Below are 15711 nucleotides of genomic sequence, written 5' to 3' on the forward strand. Positions count from 1 at the left end.
ATTTTTTTTAATTATTTTAATCTAAATACTTACCAAATTTTAATCTTAGTTTGTTATTATCATATTAAATAACATTTTTATTCTATGAGGTGCTTCTATGAAAATACTAATAATTCGATTCAAACAAATAGGAGATGCTGTTTTATCTTCTGTTCTTTGTAATACATTAAAGAAATCTTTTCCTAATGCTGAGATTGATTATGTTTTATATGAACATATCTCTCCACTTTTTCAGAATCATAAATATATTGATAATGTAATTTCTATAACTAAGGAGGAGCAAAAAAATCCATTAAAATATATTTTAAAAGTATGGAAAGTCACAAGAAAAAAATATGATATTATTATTGATATTATGTCTACTCCTAAAAGTGAAATTTTTTCTCTTTTTTCTATGGATAGTAAATACAGAATAGGAAGAGCAAAAAAATACAGAGGCTTTATTTATACAGATAAAGTAGAAGAGCCTGAATATGCAAAGGATAAAGTTGATAAGTTTTTAAAATTATTGGATCCATTAAAAAAAGAATATAACTTGATATATGACAATCAATATATTATTTCTGTAACAGACAAAGAAAAAAAGTTAATGAGAGAAAGAATGGTTGAAGCTGGAATAGATTTTTCACGTCCTGTATTTGCATGTGCCATAAATTCCAGAAGGCCTGAAAAAGTTTATGATACAGAAAAAATGAAAGTTATTATTGAGCAGTTAATAAAAGATTTGAATGCTCAGATTATATTCTATTATTGCTCCAGCGAAAAAGAATTTGTTAAAAATATTCATAAAAAATTAAATAACAATATCAATATTTTTTCAAATATAAAAACTAATTCTATTAGAGAGCTTGCAATGCTTTTAGCTAATTGTGATCTGTTTTTTGGAAATGAAGGAGGACCCAGACATATAGCACAAAGTTTGGATATTCCAAGTTTTGCTATTTTCAGTCCAAGTGCTTCTAAAAAAGAATGGCTTTCTAATGCCTGTGAAAGACATCAGGGGGTAGAATCAAAAGATATGCCTTCATATACTTCTTCTCTTTCCAGAGAGGAAAAATATGCTCTTATAATTCCTGAATATGTTATTACTAAAATAAAAGAAATATACAATAAGTTTGTAAAAAAACCTGAGTAATTATTTTATACTCAGGTTTTTTATCTATTTATCTTCTTTTTTTATTTTCTCAATTGTAAATCCTGTAAATCCATATATTATAGATAAAACAGGAGAGATAAGATTAAAGAAACAGTATGGTACATATACCCATGGTCCTACTCCTAAGGCTCCCATCATGAAGGCCCCACATGTATTCCAAGGGACAAGAGGAGATGTCATTGTTCCAGAGTCCTCTAAAGCTCTGGAAAGGTTTTTTGCAGCCAATCCTCTCTCCTCATAACTTTCTTTAAACATTCTTCCAGGTATAACTATTGAAAGATACTGATCTCCAGCTACCAGATTAACAAATATAGGTGTAAGTATAGTTGAAAGAATTAATTTTCCATTTGTATTGGCAAATTTAAGAATCTCTTGTGCAATCCTTCCAAGCATTCCAGATTTTTCCATTATTCCACCAAATGTCATAGCACAAAGTATCAGGGAAACTGTCCACATCATTGAATCCAGTCCTCCCCTTGTAAGAAGCTCATCTACCATGGGCATTCCAGTATGGCCTACATATCCATAATGAAGTGAGTAAAGTGCTTCCTTCAAGCTAGAATCCTGCACAACTATTGCTGTAGCAGCTCCTATTAATGATCCAACAAAGAGTCCAGGAATTGCTGGCACTTTCATTATAACCATTCCAATAACAAATACTGGTATCAGCAGAAGGAAAGGATTTATTTTAAACGAACCTGTAAGAGCATTTAAAATCTCATTTATCTGAGCTGTATCCACTTCCCCACCAGATGTCTTCCTCAATCCAACCACTACAAATCCAATCAAAGTCAAAATATATGATGGTACTGTTGTGTACAGCATATGTTTTATATGATCAAATAAATTAGATCCCGCCATTGCTGGTGCCAAAGTTGTTGTATCTGACATAGGTGAAAGTTTATCTCCAAAATATGCTCCTGAGATAATAGCCCCTGCTATTATAGGTCTGGGAAGCCCCAATCCTTCTCCTATACCTACTAATGCTATTCCCACTGTAGAAGCAGTACTCCAAGAGCTCCCAGTAGATATAGATACTATAGAACATATTATTACAGTTACTGGCAAAAATACTGAAGGCTCTATTATTTTCAATCCATAATATATCATTGTTGGAACTACTCCTGATAGTATCCAGCTTCCTATTACCATTCCTATTATTATTAAAATCAGTATAGCTCTCATAGACATCTTTATAGTGTCTACCACACCATCTTCCAATTCATTCCAAGTTGCACATCCAGATATTTTTGCTATTAATGCTGCAAAAATTGCTGAAATAAAAATTGGAATATGCACATCAAGTTTAGCTACTTGAACAGCGTAATAAAGTGTTACTACCAAAAATATTACTGGCAGCAGTGCATAATAAAGTGATACCTGTTTCTTTTTCATTTCTCTCCTATCATCTCCCTCTTAATATTGATTTATTTGCAAATTTAATATACTTTATGTTGAGGTAAAAGTCAACATAATTATCAAATTATTTATTTTGCCTCTTCCTCTGTATTTTTCTTGATTTTTTCAATTGCTTTTCCATCATGATTATCTTCTATATAAGTATCCTTTAGATTATCCATAAGTTCATCATATTTTTCATCAGTTAATTTCAAATCTTTAACAATATACTCTAAAGAATATTTTTTAGAATAATTAAATTCTGTTGCATAAAAATCTGCACTTATTTCAGTTTCTGTATTAGTTATTATAATTTGAAAATCTGACTCTTCTTTATTTTTACAACTAAATAAATATTTTAATGAACCAAATCTATATCGTTCTATTTCATATTTGATCCATTCTATATCCCCAGCATACCTGTAGTAGATCCTTATTTCATCTTTGTTCTCTTCTCTTTCTTTTTTCCCAGAAAATTTAAAAAGTATTAGCAGCCCTATAACAATAACAGCTCCTACTGCTCCAAATGTTAAGTTGTCCATATCAATTCTCCTTTATTGTTATTTATACAATGAGTTATTATAGCATTCTCACATGATTTTTCAAGTAAAAATATTCTTTTCCTTTTATTAATTATCTTTATTTCACTTTAAAAAATGAAATAAAAAAAACAGACCTGAATAAAAGATTTTACTCAAGTCTGCCTGTATTTATAATTTATTTATGATCATGAGCATGGTCACTGCATTTTCCGCCACAGCCCTTGCATCCTCCACCACATCCACAACTGCTCTCTTCTCCTTTGAACATTCTATATACACTTCTAAGAGAATAAAAAGCTATAACTGCTACTATTGCTATCAATATCACTGTTTTCATTTATTTTCATCTCCTTTTTTCAGAAAATAAACCTTTCCCAAAAGAACTAAATTAGAAGAACAAGCTTCCTATTTGGAATATCAATACTGAAACAACATATGGTACTACAAGCATTATTGATACTACAAAACCTAAATATTTCCATCCAAACTCTTGTTTAATTGCTGCCAGAGTTGCTACACATGGTACTACAAGAAGTATAAATGCCATAAATGAATATGCTCTTAATGGAGCTAAATTATCATTTGGCCATAAGTTTGCTGTAGCCTGTACAATTCCTCTTCCTTCTTCTTCTATTTCTTCTTCATCAGGAGTTACGAAAAGTCCTTCTAAATCAAAACTAAGCATACCTACTACTGAATCTTTCACTGCTATTCCTAAACCTTTTACCTGCTCAATAGTATCTTCTGCAAATGTTGTTGCCTCTTCTTCCTCATCACCTTCACCAGCATCCTCTAATGGAAGTACCTGAGCCATAAATCCAACTACTATTTCCTTAGCTGCGATACTTGGGGGGATAGCTGCAACAGTTTCCCATCTGTCTCCAAATCCAGTAGGTCTCATTATTGGAGCAAATGCATGTCCAAACTTAGCTATATATGATACACTTGCATCTCCTTTTCCAGGGAAATAAGTAAGTGTCCAAAGAATTATCAAAATTCCCATAATTATAGTTGTTGCTCTTTTTAAATATTCAGATACTCTCATCCAAGTTGAATTCAAAATAACTTTTAAACTTGGAACTCTATATGGAGGAAGCTCTATTAATAAAGCTTTATTATCTGTTTTAAATCCTTTTACATTTTTAAGAGCAAGCCCTACAAGAATAGCTACAACTATTCCTAAAACATATAAAGACATAACTATTATTCCTGCTTTAGCTCCAAAGAAAGCTGCTGTAAACAGCCCATATACTGGAAGTCTAGCTCCACATGACATAAACGGCGCCATTGCTGCTGTCATTTTTCTTGAGCTTTCATCTTCCAATGTTCTTGTTGCATAAATAGCTGGTACAGAACATCCAAATCCTACTACCATAGGTACAAAAGCTTTACCATTCAATCCAAGTTTTCTCATTATTTTATCCATTAAGAAAGCTACTCTTGACATATATCCACTTTCTTCCAGTATTGCAAGGAAGAAATAAAGGAATACCATAACAGGAACGAATACTAAAACTCCTCCTACTCCTCCTATTATTCCATCTACTATCAGTGAATTTAACCAGTCTGGAGTTCCTTCTACCAGAACTCTTACATATTTTCCTATATATCCATTGATAAATCCATCTACCCAATCTATAAATGGAGCACTACCATTAAACACAAATCCCATTACTCCTGCCATTATCAATAAGAATAATGGAAGTCCAAAAACTTTATTTAATAGTATTTTATCTACCTTATCAGTAAAATCAAGTCTTGATTTTATAGAAGTAGTGAAAGTACGAGCAAGAATCCCGTTTACTGCTCCATATCTTCCTTCTGCTAAAATAGTTTCACTGTCATTGTCATATTTTTCTTCCATTTTAGCTATTTCTTCTTCAAAGGCACCTTTTAAATCGACACCATATTTATTTTTAAGTTTATCAATTAAGTGACTGTCTCTCTCCATAAGCTTTATAGAAAGATATTCACTTGGATATTCTTTAAGTATATTTTTAAATTTTTCATCTGAATTAATTTTCTTTTCTATATCTCTTATTATTCCTGTTATTGTATCATCAAATGGAAGTGAATATTTTTTTATTTTCTCTTTTTTAGCTGCTAATTCTATTATTGAATCCAATAATTCTTCAATCCCAGTTCCTTTCAGAGCTGAAACTGAAATAGCTTTTAATTCTATCAATTGCTGAAACTCTTCCATGTTCAATTTATAGTTCAACTTAGTAAACTCATCATAGAAGTTCAAAGCCATAATAGTTGGTTTTTCTAATTCTTTCAAAAGATAAGTTAAATAAAGATTTCTTTCTAAGTTAGTAGAATCAATTACATTAATAACTACATCTGGATCTTCATCAAGAATAAAATCTCTAGTTATTTTTTCTTCCAGAGTATATGGACTTAAACTATAAACTCCTGGAAGGTCAACAAGTTTTATCTCTTCTCCCTTGTAGTTAAATATTGCTTCTTTCTTTTCTACTGTTACTCCAGGCCAGTTTCCTACTTTAAGTTTTGACCCTGCTATTGCATTGATAAGTGCCGATTTTCCTACGTTCGGATTTCCTGTAAAAGCTAGCTTTATCATCTTCTATCTACCCCTCTATCTTTTCAACTTCTATATTTTTAGCATCTTCTTTTCTTATAGCTATACCTGTAGACTTTATTATGTATTCTTGCGGATCACCTAATGGAGCATTTCTTTCTAATTTTATTATTTCACCTGCTGTTATCCCCATATCTACTAATCTTTTTTTTAGTTCTCCAATTTTTCCGATTTTTACAATCTTTGCTTTCTCTCCATTTTTTAAATCACATAATTTCATAATCTGCCTCCATATATAATAATTAAAAATAGAAATCTTTTGTATATCAAAGTATTTTTTCTAAAGAATAGCAGCCTATATAGGCTGCATGCTTATATTTCTATTTATTTTCCACCAATATTTTATTAGCCAGTCCAAAGTTAAGAGCATATTTACAATTATTAATTTTCACAACAATAGAATCACTGCCATCTCTTAAAACACAGATCTTATTTCCTATACAGAAACCTTTTTCAAGCAGTCTTCCTTTACAGCATCCTGCTCCTTTTATATCTTTTATGATTAATTCTTTATTAGGTTCAGCAAAAGCTAATGGTAACATAACTACCCCTCCCAATGAAACAAAATCCTTCTATCCACATTTTATATAATATATTATACCAAAAAAGAAAAATTTGTCAATAGAAAAGGTTTGATTATTAAAATATGTTTTTAATAAACTATTTTAATTAAAAAAGATCAGATTAAGAACAAAACTTATAATTCTCAAGCTGATCTATATAGAAAATTTAGTATTTTTTTAATATTATCTAAATTATCAAAATTTTTTTATTTGTATAATTCCAAAACTTCTAAATACTCATTCTTTATTTCTTCTCTCAAACTTTTGGGCTCTAATATCTCTGCTTCCTTTGAAAACTGCCTGAAATACAGTTTGGCATTTTCATTTGCCACTTCAAAAAAATATATATCCCCCTCTTTTTTTATAAGCTTGGGACGATAGTTAGTAAAACTTTTTAAAAGGCTGTCTCCCTCTTCTGTCAATCTCACTTTTACTATATTTCCATTTCCTAGAAATGGATCAAAATTCTTACGAACATTTTCTATATATTTTTTATCCTTACCTTTTATTTTTTCATCCAGTATAGAAATTATTTCTAATTCCTTTAATTTAAAGTTAGCATAATTCTTTTTCTCTTCATCATAACAAAAAAGAAAGTTTTCGTCTCCTCTTTCCTCTCTCTTTATAAAATAAGGCTCTACATTGAATACTCTTTTCAGATATTTTATTTTTATTTTCTTTTTTTCCTTTATACCTTCCAATATCATTTTAACTCTGTCTTCAAATATAAATATCTCTCTTTGATATTTGAATTTAGAAGTATATAACTCAAAAAGATCTCTAAAATATTCAGCCTCTATATCTACTTCATTGGCTTTTAATACATCATAATATATTTCTCTGTTAGAAACATTCAAGTCAAACTGAATTATTTTTTTAAGTGGTCTTCCCTGTGTTTCTAAAAGTTTTTCAACATCCATTTTTCTATTATATTTAAATCTTTCAAGGATATAGTTGCAAAGTTTATTATTGTTTATTCCAAATTCTTCAATGTCATTTTTCATAAGACGCCAGATATCTTCTGGTACTGTCACCCTGATTTTCTTCATCTTCCTTTGCTCCTTTTTTAGAATATCTTTAGATATTATACCACAAAGGCAGAAATATGAAAACCAGATAAAATTAATTTCTACAATTCAAAATAGGAGATTGAGTTAATAACCAATCTCCTATTTTATATTTTTTAGTTTATGCTGAAAAAAGTTCACTGTCTTTTAATCCAGCCTCTTTTTTATTGAATATTCTCAATAGCTTTTCAGAAGTAAGATTTTTCTTTTCATCCCCTCTTACATCTATCAATATCTCTCCCTCATGAAGCATAATAAGTCTATTTCCATAATTTATCGCATCTTGCAGATTATGAGTTATCATAAGAGTAGATATATTATTTTTCTCCACTATCTCTTTTGTTTTATCCATTATTATTTTAGATGTCTTAGGATCAAGAGCTGCTGTGTGCTCATCTAAAAGAAGAACTTGCGGTTTATTTAATGTTGCCATTATCAAAGCAAGGCATTGTCTTTGTCCCCCTGATAACGATCCAACTTCAGTATCCATTTGGTCTTCTATTCCTAAATCAAGTTCTTTCAATAATGATCTATAGTATTCTTTTCTCTTTTTATTTAATCCCAATGTGAACCCAAATCTTTTTCCTTTGTTATCTGCCATTGAAAGATTTTCAAATACTGTCATAGATGGAGCTGTTCCCATTGCTGGATTTTGATATACTTTAGAAATGAAGCTTCCTCTTTTATATCTTGGAAGGTTTGTTATATCTTTTCCATCTATATCTATTGTCCCGCTGTCAGGAACAATATTTCCAGTTATAGTATCCAAAAGAGTAGATTTTCCTGCTCCATTACTTCCTATGATAGAGATAAAATCTCCTTTTTCAACATGAAGTTCCAAACCTTTAAATACTCTTTTTATACTTCCAAGCTCAGTCTGGAAACTCTTCTTCACATTATTTATGTTAAGCATTTACAATCCCTCCTTTTAACAAATGTTTTTTCTCTTTCAAGAAGATTATTATTACTACAAGCGCTGAAGTTATAAGTTTTAAGTCACTTGCATTCATTCCTACTTTTAAAGACAGTGCTATTATAGTTCTATAGATTATAGTTCCAAATATTACCATCATTGATATTTTTATTACTTTTTTCTTTCCAAACAACGCATCTCCAATTATTATAGATGCCAGACCTGTGATAATAGTTCCTGTTCCCATTCCTACATCAGCAAATCCTTGGTACTGTGCAAGTACTGCTCCTGAAAGAGCTACAAGACTATTTGCAAGCATAAGTCCATATATCTTCAATGTTTTTTCATTTAATCCCAATGAAATTATAAGGCTTTCATTATCTCCAAGTGCTTTAAGTGCAAAACCAAATTTTGTTTTAAGAAGAAAGTCCATTCCTAATTTTACAATAAGAAGGATAACAGCTACCACAACAATAGCTGAAACATTTCCATTAAATAGATGTTTTACTGAAAATAGAGGTATATTAGATTTTCCCATTATTCTTAAATTTATGCTGTAAAGACCCGTCATAACAATGATACCAGCCAGAAGATTTGTAACTCTCAGCTTTACATGGATCATTCCTGTAATAAATCCTGCTGCTGCTCCTGCTACCATAGCCAGAATAAGTGCCAGTACAGGATTTACCCCCTTTACTATAGAAGCTGCTGCTACTGCTGCTCCTAAAGGAAAGCTCCCATCCACTGTCATATCTGGAAAATCCAGTATCTTGTATGATATATAAACTCCCAATACCATTACTGCAAAAATAAAACTTTGTTCTAATGTTCCTAATAACATCTCTATCTCCTTTTCTTCCTTCATCAATGAAGCATTAATATTGTTTAGCTCCTTCTAAAGCTTTTGATGAAAGATCTACATTATATTTTTCTGCTGCCTTTTTATTTATTATTAATTGAGTATCTTTTAAAGTTTCTATTGGTATAGTATTTGGTGCAGTTCCTTTTAAAACCTGTACAGCAACTTCTCCAGTTTGATATCCCAATTTTTCATAATTTATTGTTTCAGTAACTAAAGCTCCCTGCATAACCTGATCTTCAACACTTCCTATAACTGGTTTTCCTGCTTTATTAGCTTTTTCCAACAAAAGAGGAGTTGATGCAACTACTAAGTTATCTGTTGGTGTATAAAGAACATCTACCTTTGGAAGAAGTGAATCTAGTCCAATAGCCATATCATTTATTGTTGTAATTCCTGTTTCTACTATTTCCAGTCCTAATTTTGCTGCTTCTACTTTTGCCTGTGCTACTTGTACTTGTGAATTTTGTTCACTTGTATTATAGATAATTCCTACTTTTTTAGCATTTGGTAAAAGCTTTGTTATTATTTCAAGCTGCTTGTATATTGGAGCTGCATCACTTGTTCCTGTGATATTGTCTCCAACTAATCCTGCACTTTCAGCATCTGTTACTGCTGTTATAAGGATAGGAATTTTTTTAGTTGCATTATATGCCGCCTGAGCACTTGGTGTAGATATTGCCAGAATAATATCTTTTTTATCTTGAACAAATGAATTTGCTATCATTTGAGCTGTTCCAAAATCTCCCTGTGCATTTTGATAATCTATTTTTGCATCACCATAACCGCCATCTTTAAGTGCTTTGATAAATCCTTCTCTAGCTGAGTCCAAAGCCTGATGTTCCATTATTTGAGTAATTCCTACTTTTATTTTTGCTGGTTCCTTTCCAAAAGCTACCATTGAAAGTCCCATTAATAACATAATTATCTTTTTCATCTTTGCATTCCCCCTGTGAACTAACTTTTATTTCATAGGGTTATAATACCACTAAAACCGTTATTCTTATAGATAACAATTAAAATACTTATTTGTTCCACATTGTATTTCTAAAACCCTTATTTTATAAGGATTTGAAAATATTATTTTCTAAAATCTGTTCGTACTATTCTCCCTTTATGCCAAATTTTTCTGCAACATCTTTATTTATATACATTTCTGACTTCTCCACAACCTCATAAGGAATGTTCTCTATCTTCTCTCCAGACAGATATCTAGCTGCCATTTCTCCTGTCTGATATCCAACTTGATAATCAGATATTCCATCTACTGCCAAAGCTCCCTGATCTGCAAAACTTTTTGTTGCTCCTATTATTGGTTTATTAGCTTTATTGCATTTTTCCACAATAAGAGGATATGTAGAAGCAATTGTATTGTCTATTGAAGTATAAAGAACATCTATTGTTGGTAAAAGTGTATCTAAAGCTGAAGCCATTTCACTTATATTATTTATTCCTTTTATTTTTACTGTATACCCTTCCTCTTCTGCTGCCTTAGTAAATGCATCTGTCAGATAAAAAGAATTTTGTTCGCTTGTATTATATACAATTCCTATATTTTTAGCTTCTGGTAAAAGTTTTTTTATAAGCTGTACCTGTTTTTTAACTGGTGACTTATCACTTACCCCTGTTACATTTTTTCTAAGTATCCCAGCACTTTCTGGATTAGTTATAGCTGAGAAAAATATAGGTTTATCTTTTATATTATTTGCAGCTGCCTGAGCACTTGGTGTAGATATAGCAATTATTATATCACTCTTATTATTAAATTCCTGAGCTATTACCTGTGCTGTTCCAAAATCTCCCTGTGCATTTTTATAATCAATATTTACTTTATTTTCATCATAACCTTTTTCTTTAAGAGCATCTATCACTCCTCTTCTCACATCATCCAATGAAGAATGCTCCACTATTTGAGTAATTCCTATCTCTATCTTTTTCTGCTTTTCTGTTCCACATGCTGTACATAAAATAACTAAAAGTAAAATAAATAATTTTTTCATTTTTTTCCTCCCTGAAATGTATTAAAAATAAAAAGCCCTGTCAAAATCAGACAAGGCTTACTAAACAAATATTTTTTATATAAAATAAAAAACCTGTTCACTTGGAACAGGTTTAAATACATACTAAAATAAATAAAAGTATCTATATTTTAAAATGAACATCTATGACAAAACCTGATCCACCTGTCTGGTATTAAATTTGTGAAGTCTGTTTTGCCACCACCAAGTAAATCTATTCATCATTTTTGTTCACCTCCATTTTTTATTTTTTTTTCTTATAAAAGAGAATACACCATTTTTTTTAGAATGTCAAATTTATTTTTATTGGTTAATAGTTATTCTTGTTCCATCAGACAATTCTATTATTTGAGTTCTTCCATCTGAATAAACTACTTTCCCACTTCTTTGTGGAGCTTGCTGATTGTTGTATCTATTATTATAATTTCCATTATAATTATTATTATATCCACCACTATAATTATTAGCTGTAACTGTGTTTAATCTTGCAGGTACTCCTGAATTTCCATATTTATAACGAGCATTCTGAGCAACTGCCTGTCTTTCATAATCTCTTCTTATATTTGTATCCAACTGATCCAAATCTCTCTGGTGTTTTATCTCACTATTTTGATAACTGTTATTTAATATAAGTGCTGAACCTCCTATGATAGCTGCTCTTGTTCCACCACTCATACTTCCCCACCAGCTCGCATTAGCTATAGCTGATACTGCTAACATTCCTATTATTATTAATTTTTTCATATATATCCCTCCAGTATTTCCAACCATGTATGAAATAAAAAATTATATGCAAACACACAACTGACCACTTGGTCAATTTATTCTACCACATTTTTTTAAGAATGAAAAGATATTATTTTAGGGCAATAAAAATTTCTACCTTACCATCTGGATAATATTTCTCATAATCAACTGTATAAGCTCTGTTTAAAAGTCCTTTTTCTTCCATCTCCCATATTTTCTGCCACGTTTTTACAATTCCATCAGAAGATGAACCCTCTACAGAAAAAATCTGATAATTTTCTTCTTCAATTATTATTTCTTTATGAGAATTTATATTGTCAGCTCCTATGAAAAGTGTGTAATCACCTTTATAATCACTTTCATATTCAGAATAGACAGCATATTTATTCAGGTCCTTTTCAGGGAGCTTCATACTTGTTTCATGCCATAATTTTTGTATTTTGCTGGTAATATCCGGATCTTTAAAATTATTCAATCTTTTTTCTGATACTACACACACTTTTTCCATAAGATAACTCTCCTTTTAATGTAATTTCAATAGCTGAAATATTTTTCCTTTTATATATTTTAATATATTTTTTAAAAAAAGGCAAAAAAAGAAAGCAGCCAAATAACTGCCTTCACTATTTTTCAACTTTTTAATTATTATAATTTCCTTCTAATTCAGCACTTCCAAGAACATGACCTTTCATTTCTCTGTACACTTCATTTAGATAGAATGTTCCATCAATTTTTATCTCTTTATCTAAAGCATATAATCTGAAAATGTATGTATGCTCTTTATCTGGTGGTGCAGGTCCTCCATAGAATGAAGCTTTTTCTCTATCTAATCCACCCATTGATGATACCCAGCTGTTTATTCCCTGCAATATTTTCTTATCATCTCTGCTGGCATTTTCTTTTAATTCTGTATAATCTCCTGGAATTAAAGCTACCCAGTGTATCCATGAAAATCCCGAAACAGGTACTGCATCATAGTCTTCCATTACAAGTACAAAAGATTTTGTTCCTTTTGGCACGTCTTTCCATTTCAAAGGAATTGAAAGAGCTGGCATTCCATCTATAAATTTCTCTCCATGTTGTCCATATTCTACAGAAATATTACCATTTTTTATCCCTTTGCTTTCAAGTGTCATTGCCATAGAATTCACCCCCAATAAAACCATCAAAATTAATATAAATTTTTTCATTTATAACCTCCTCATTTAATCTTCTTGATTAGATTATAAATGTATATCAATTTAATGTAAATAACTCACTTTTTTGTTAGTATTATTCTTCGTCAGAATTTTTATCAAGCAGATATTTAGCTCCAAAGCTCTGCATTTTTTCAAGTATAGGAAGAAGCTCTCTCCCCATTTCAGTCAATAGATATTCACTATGTTTTGGGTATGTATCTTCATGCTCAATCTTTGTTATTAATCCTGTTTTCAAAAGCTCATTAAGATGATCTATGAGCATTTTCTCATTACATCCCTTTATATCTTTTTTAAAATCTCTTATCCTCATTGCCCCTAATCTCAATCTCCAAAGTATCATTGAAACCCATTTTTTCTTTAGTATCTCCTGTGTAAGTTCAAGAGGACATGTTATCACTTTTTTAGCCACTCCTTACTCCTTTACTTCAAATATTTCTACTACTCTATCTAATATTCCTGTGAGCTCTGCTATAATAAGCCCAAAATTAGTTATCTCTGAACATCTTTCTATTCTGCTCATAGTTTCTGCTCGATTGAGCATACATGATCCACAGTGTATAACTAAAGAATAACTCTCTAAATCTTTTGGAAAATCTTTTCCTGAGCAATTTTCTATAATTATTCCTGGTATTTTTTTCTTGAGAAGCATAGGTATTTTCTCTCTTGCTATATCACCTTTCAGCTGGTGATGTGTACAAGCTTCAGCAATCAGAACTTTATCTCCTGATTTTAAATCATTTATTTTTTTTGCACCTGCATAGAGAGTTTTTAAATCCCCCTTTGATCTTGCCATTATTATAGAAAATGATGTCAAAGGAACACTTCTGTCTAATTTTTCATTGACTGTTTTAAATACCTGTGAGTCTGTTATTACTAAATCCGGCTTTCCATTAAATATCTTCAAAGCTTCTTCTAGCTGATTCAATGTAGTCATCACAGGAATTCCACCAAAATCAAGTATATCTCTCAATACCTGTACCTGTGGAAGTATCAGCCTTCCCTTAGGAGCCTGTATATCCTGTGGAGCTACCAGAAGAATTTTATCTCCTGCTTTTATTTTATCTCCAATGAGGATTTCCCCCTCAATAAATTTAGGAGATTTTTCCACTATCTCTTTTTTTAATATATCTACATTAAAAGAATTTTCAGTACTAAGCTGAATGAAATCTATTCCTAATTTTTTTTCTGCTTTTGATGCCTTCTCTTTAAAATCTTCTTTATCTTTAACTATGTCTATTTTATTTAATACAGCTATAAAAGGTTTCTTTTTGTCTTTTATTTTTTTTATCCACTCTTGTTCAAAAGACAAAATTTCATCTTCTAAAATAGTTTCTGCTGATATTACCAAAATAGATATATCCATCTTATCTAAAACTTCTGTGGTCTTTTCAATTCTGAGGGCGCCAATGGCACTTATATCATCTATTCCAGCTGTATCTATAAAGACTACAGGTCCTATGGGCAAAAGCTCCATAGCCTTATACACAGGGTCTGTAGTAGTTCCTTTCACATCAGATACAAGTGATATATTTTGATTGGTTATACAATTTATCAAACTTGATTTACCTGCATTGGTTCTTCCAAATATTGCTATATGGACTCTGTTTCCTCTAGGTGTTTCTACCATTTCTCCCTCCTCTACACTTCATGTCTTCCATCTAAAGCTTTAGAAATAGTTGCAGTGTCTGCAAATTCAATATTTCCTCCTATTGGAATTCCACTTGCTATTTTAGTTATTTTTACTCCAAAAGGTTTTAAAAGCTTTGTGAGATAAAGGGAAGTTGTTTCTCCTTCCAAGTCGGGATTAAGTGCAAGTATCACTTCGTTTATATCTGTTGCTGCCACTCTCTCCAAAAGAGATTTTATATTGAGCTTATCTGGTGTCATCCCATTTAATGGAGCTATTTTTCCATTTAATACATGGTAAGTTCCATTATATTTTCCAGTTTTTTCAAAAGATATTATATCTCTGCTGTCTTCTACAACACATACTATCTCTTTATCTCTTGTTTCATCTGCACATATATTGCATAAATCATTTTCACAAAAATCTCCACATACTGGACATTTTTTAATAGTCTTTTTAACCTCTTTCATAGCTTCTGAAAATTTTTCTACCTGTTCCTCACTCATTTCAAGGATATGGAAAGCTAATCTTGTTGCACTTTTCCTTCCTATTCCAGGAAGTTTATTAAATTCATCAATTAATCTTTCCAAACTTTTAGTTGCCATAAATCCCTCTCCTTACAAAAAAAGCTGGAGTAATCCAGCTTTCCCTTAAATTAATTATTTGTTACAGCTTCTTTAAAAGATTTTTTCAAATCTTTTATAGTTTTATTGATATCTCTTCTTTCTTTTCCTAACTCTGCATTTCTTATGATATAGTCATCTACTCTATCTTCATAATCAGACTGCATATTTTCTACGATATCCATTATTTCTTCATAACTCATATCAGGTTTAAGGTACTCTTTAAGATTCAAAAGAAGTTCTACTCTTTTTCTGTTATCTCTTACTTTTCTGTCATTGTCTTCAATTTCTCTTTTGATTTTATTTTTTCTTCTAGTTTTTCTTACAAGTTCTAATACGCTGTCCATAGTTCCCTCCCTAAAGATTAGAGTTTTTCTACCTCTATATTGTATAATAA

19 protein-coding genes are annotated in these 15711 nt (G+C 30.8%); 1 reads left to right on the top strand and 18 read right to left on the bottom strand.

Annotated features, from left to right (window positions below; all coding sequences use genetic code 11):
* Positions 1 to 97 precede the first annotated feature (97 nt).
* A complete protein-coding gene (locus C4N20_RS02650; RefSeq protein ID WP_005981153.1) occupies positions 98 to 1135 on the top strand; it encodes a glycosyltransferase family 9 protein in 1038 nt (345 codons plus the stop codon).
* Positions 1136 to 1159: 24 nt separating this feature from the next.
* Here the strand turns inward: C4N20_RS02650 and nhaC are convergent, their stop codons facing one another.
* The 18 genes from nhaC to C4N20_RS02740 all read right to left on the bottom strand — a co-directional run bounded on the left by nhaC (position 1160) and on the right by C4N20_RS02740 (position 15661).
* Positions 1160 to 2551, bottom strand: coding sequence for a Na+/H+ antiporter NhaC (nhaC, locus tag C4N20_RS02655; RefSeq protein ID WP_005981151.1), 1392 nt, complete (start codon positions 2549 to 2551; stop codon positions 1160 to 1162).
* Between the two features lie 92 nt (positions 2552 to 2643).
* On the bottom strand, positions 2644 to 3096 hold the full coding sequence (locus tag C4N20_RS02660) for a hypothetical protein (RefSeq protein WP_005981149.1): 453 nt from the start codon (positions 3094 to 3096) through the stop codon (positions 2644 to 2646).
* A 175-nt stretch (positions 3097 to 3271) separates the two neighbouring features.
* Complete coding sequence (locus tag C4N20_RS02665; protein ID WP_005981147.1) at positions 3272 to 3433, bottom strand: FeoB-associated Cys-rich membrane protein; 162 nt, start codon at positions 3431 to 3433, stop codon at positions 3272 to 3274.
* A 51-nt stretch (positions 3434 to 3484) separates the two neighbouring features.
* Positions 3485 to 5680: a ferrous iron transport protein B gene (feoB, locus tag C4N20_RS02670; RefSeq protein ID WP_005981146.1), complete on the bottom strand. Its 2196-nt coding sequence runs from the start codon at positions 5678 to 5680 to the stop codon at positions 3485 to 3487.
* Between the two features lie 7 nt (positions 5681 to 5687).
* Positions 5688 to 5918 carry a FeoA family protein gene (locus tag C4N20_RS02675; RefSeq protein ID WP_005981144.1) on the bottom strand — a complete coding sequence of 77 codons (231 nt, stop codon included), beginning with the start codon at positions 5916 to 5918 and terminating at the stop codon, positions 5688 to 5690.
* A gap of 100 nt (positions 5919 to 6018) precedes the next feature.
* A complete protein-coding gene (locus C4N20_RS02680) occupies positions 6019 to 6240 on the bottom strand; it encodes a FeoA family protein (RefSeq protein WP_005981142.1) in 222 nt (73 codons plus the stop codon).
* A 227-nt stretch (positions 6241 to 6467) separates the two neighbouring features.
* The gene (locus C4N20_RS02685; RefSeq protein ID WP_005981140.1) at positions 6468 to 7310 is read right to left on the bottom strand and encodes a WYL domain-containing protein; all 843 of its coding nucleotides are present in this window, start codon (positions 7308 to 7310) and stop codon (positions 6468 to 6470) included.
* 139 nt (positions 7311 to 7449) lie between these two features.
* Positions 7450 to 8241, bottom strand: coding sequence for an ABC transporter ATP-binding protein (locus C4N20_RS02690; protein WP_005981138.1), 792 nt, complete (start codon positions 8239 to 8241; stop codon positions 7450 to 7452).
* Positions 8234 to 9082, bottom strand: a complete 849-nt coding sequence (locus C4N20_RS02695) for an ABC transporter permease (RefSeq protein ID WP_005981136.1) — start codon at positions 9080 to 9082, stop codon at positions 8234 to 8236. Before C4N20_RS02695 ends, C4N20_RS02690 begins: the two co-directional genes overlap by 8 nt.
* 34 nt (positions 9083 to 9116) lie before the next feature.
* Complete coding sequence (locus tag C4N20_RS02700) at positions 9117 to 10037, bottom strand: ABC transporter substrate-binding protein (protein WP_005981134.1); 921 nt, start codon at positions 10035 to 10037, stop codon at positions 9117 to 9119.
* 166 nt (positions 10038 to 10203) lie between these two features.
* Positions 10204 to 11100 carry an ABC transporter substrate-binding protein gene (locus C4N20_RS02705; RefSeq protein ID WP_005981132.1) on the bottom strand — a complete coding sequence of 299 codons (897 nt, stop codon included), beginning with the start codon at positions 11098 to 11100 and terminating at the stop codon, positions 10204 to 10206.
* A gap of 321 nt (positions 11101 to 11421) precedes the next feature.
* The gene (locus C4N20_RS02710; RefSeq protein ID WP_005981129.1) at positions 11422 to 11862 is read right to left on the bottom strand and encodes a hypothetical protein; all 441 of its coding nucleotides are present in this window, start codon (positions 11860 to 11862) and stop codon (positions 11422 to 11424) included.
* 112 nt (positions 11863 to 11974) lie between these two features.
* The gene (locus tag C4N20_RS02715) at positions 11975 to 12373 is read right to left on the bottom strand and encodes a GyrI-like domain-containing protein (RefSeq protein WP_005981126.1); all 399 of its coding nucleotides are present in this window, start codon (positions 12371 to 12373) and stop codon (positions 11975 to 11977) included.
* A 130-nt stretch (positions 12374 to 12503) separates the two neighbouring features.
* Positions 12504 to 13055, bottom strand: a complete 552-nt coding sequence (locus C4N20_RS02720) for a YbhB/YbcL family Raf kinase inhibitor-like protein (protein WP_005981124.1) — start codon at positions 13053 to 13055, stop codon at positions 12504 to 12506.
* 82 nt (positions 13056 to 13137) lie between these two features.
* Positions 13138 to 13473, bottom strand: coding sequence for a winged helix-turn-helix transcriptional regulator (locus C4N20_RS02725; RefSeq protein WP_005981121.1), 336 nt, complete (start codon positions 13471 to 13473; stop codon positions 13138 to 13140).
* 3 nt (positions 13474 to 13476) lie between these two features.
* Positions 13477 to 14691 (bottom strand): [FeFe] hydrogenase H-cluster maturation GTPase HydF, encoded by a 1215-nt coding sequence (hydF, locus tag C4N20_RS02730; protein WP_005981119.1) that lies wholly within the window; start codon positions 14689 to 14691, stop codon positions 13477 to 13479.
* An 11-nt stretch (positions 14692 to 14702) separates the two neighbouring features.
* Complete coding sequence (recR, locus tag C4N20_RS02735) at positions 14703 to 15296, bottom strand: recombination mediator RecR (RefSeq protein WP_005981115.1); 594 nt, start codon at positions 15294 to 15296, stop codon at positions 14703 to 14705.
* A 50-nt stretch (positions 15297 to 15346) separates the two neighbouring features.
* Positions 15347 to 15661 carry a DUF496 family protein gene (locus C4N20_RS02740; protein ID WP_005981114.1) on the bottom strand — a complete coding sequence of 105 codons (315 nt, stop codon included), beginning with the start codon at positions 15659 to 15661 and terminating at the stop codon, positions 15347 to 15349.
* Between the last annotated feature and the right edge of the window lie 50 nt (positions 15662 to 15711).

The organism is Fusobacterium ulcerans (assembly GCF_003019675.1).
Taxonomy (GTDB): Bacteria; Fusobacteriota; Fusobacteriia; order Fusobacteriales; family Fusobacteriaceae; genus Fusobacterium_A; species Fusobacterium_A ulcerans.

Excerpts from the sequence above, each read along its gene's own strand:
- C4N20_RS02650 (WP_005981153.1), top strand. The coding sequence starts at position 98 with ATGAAAATACTAATAATTCGATTCAAACAAATAGGAGATGCTGTTTTA.
- nhaC (WP_005981151.1), bottom strand. The coding sequence starts at position 2,551 with ATGAAAAAGAAACAGGTATCACTTTATTATGCACTGCTGCCAGTAATA.
- C4N20_RS02660 (WP_005981149.1), bottom strand. The coding sequence starts at position 3,096 with ATGGACAACTTAACATTTGGAGCAGTAGGAGCTGTTATTGTTATAGGG.
- C4N20_RS02665 (WP_005981147.1), bottom strand. The coding sequence starts at position 3,433 with ATGAAAACAGTGATATTGATAGCAATAGTAGCAGTTATAGCTTTTTAT.
- feoB (WP_005981146.1), bottom strand. The coding sequence starts at position 5,680 with ATGATAAAGCTAGCTTTTACAGGAAATCCGAACGTAGGAAAATCGGCA.
- C4N20_RS02675 (WP_005981144.1), bottom strand. The coding sequence starts at position 5,918 with ATGAAATTATGTGATTTAAAAAATGGAGAGAAAGCAAAGATTGTAAAA.
- C4N20_RS02680 (WP_005981142.1), bottom strand. The coding sequence starts at position 6,240 with ATGTTACCATTAGCTTTTGCTGAACCTAATAAAGAATTAATCATAAAA.
- C4N20_RS02685 (WP_005981140.1), bottom strand. The coding sequence starts at position 7,310 with ATGAAGAAAATCAGGGTGACAGTACCAGAAGATATCTGGCGTCTTATG.
- C4N20_RS02690 (WP_005981138.1), bottom strand. The coding sequence starts at position 8,241 with ATGCTTAACATAAATAATGTGAAGAAGAGTTTCCAGACTGAGCTTGGA.
- C4N20_RS02695 (WP_005981136.1), bottom strand. The coding sequence starts at position 9,082 with ATGTTATTAGGAACATTAGAACAAAGTTTTATTTTTGCAGTAATGGTA.
- C4N20_RS02700 (WP_005981134.1), bottom strand. The coding sequence starts at position 10,037 with ATGAAAAAGATAATTATGTTATTAATGGGACTTTCAATGGTAGCTTTT.
- C4N20_RS02705 (WP_005981132.1), bottom strand. The coding sequence starts at position 11,100 with ATGAAAAAATTATTTATTTTACTTTTAGTTATTTTATGTACAGCATGT.
- C4N20_RS02710 (WP_005981129.1), bottom strand. The coding sequence starts at position 11,862 with ATGAAAAAATTAATAATAATAGGAATGTTAGCAGTATCAGCTATAGCT.
- C4N20_RS02715 (WP_005981126.1), bottom strand. The coding sequence starts at position 12,373 with ATGGAAAAAGTGTGTGTAGTATCAGAAAAAAGATTGAATAATTTTAAA.
- C4N20_RS02720 (WP_005981124.1), bottom strand. The coding sequence starts at position 13,055 with ATGAAAAAATTTATATTAATTTTGATGGTTTTATTGGGGGTGAATTCT.
- hydF (WP_005981119.1), bottom strand. The coding sequence starts at position 14,691 with ATGGTAGAAACACCTAGAGGAAACAGAGTCCATATAGCAATATTTGGA.
- recR (WP_005981115.1), bottom strand. The coding sequence starts at position 15,296 with ATGGCAACTAAAAGTTTGGAAAGATTAATTGATGAATTTAATAAACTT.
- C4N20_RS02740 (WP_005981114.1), bottom strand. The coding sequence starts at position 15,661 with ATGGACAGCGTATTAGAACTTGTAAGAAAAACTAGAAGAAAAAATAAA.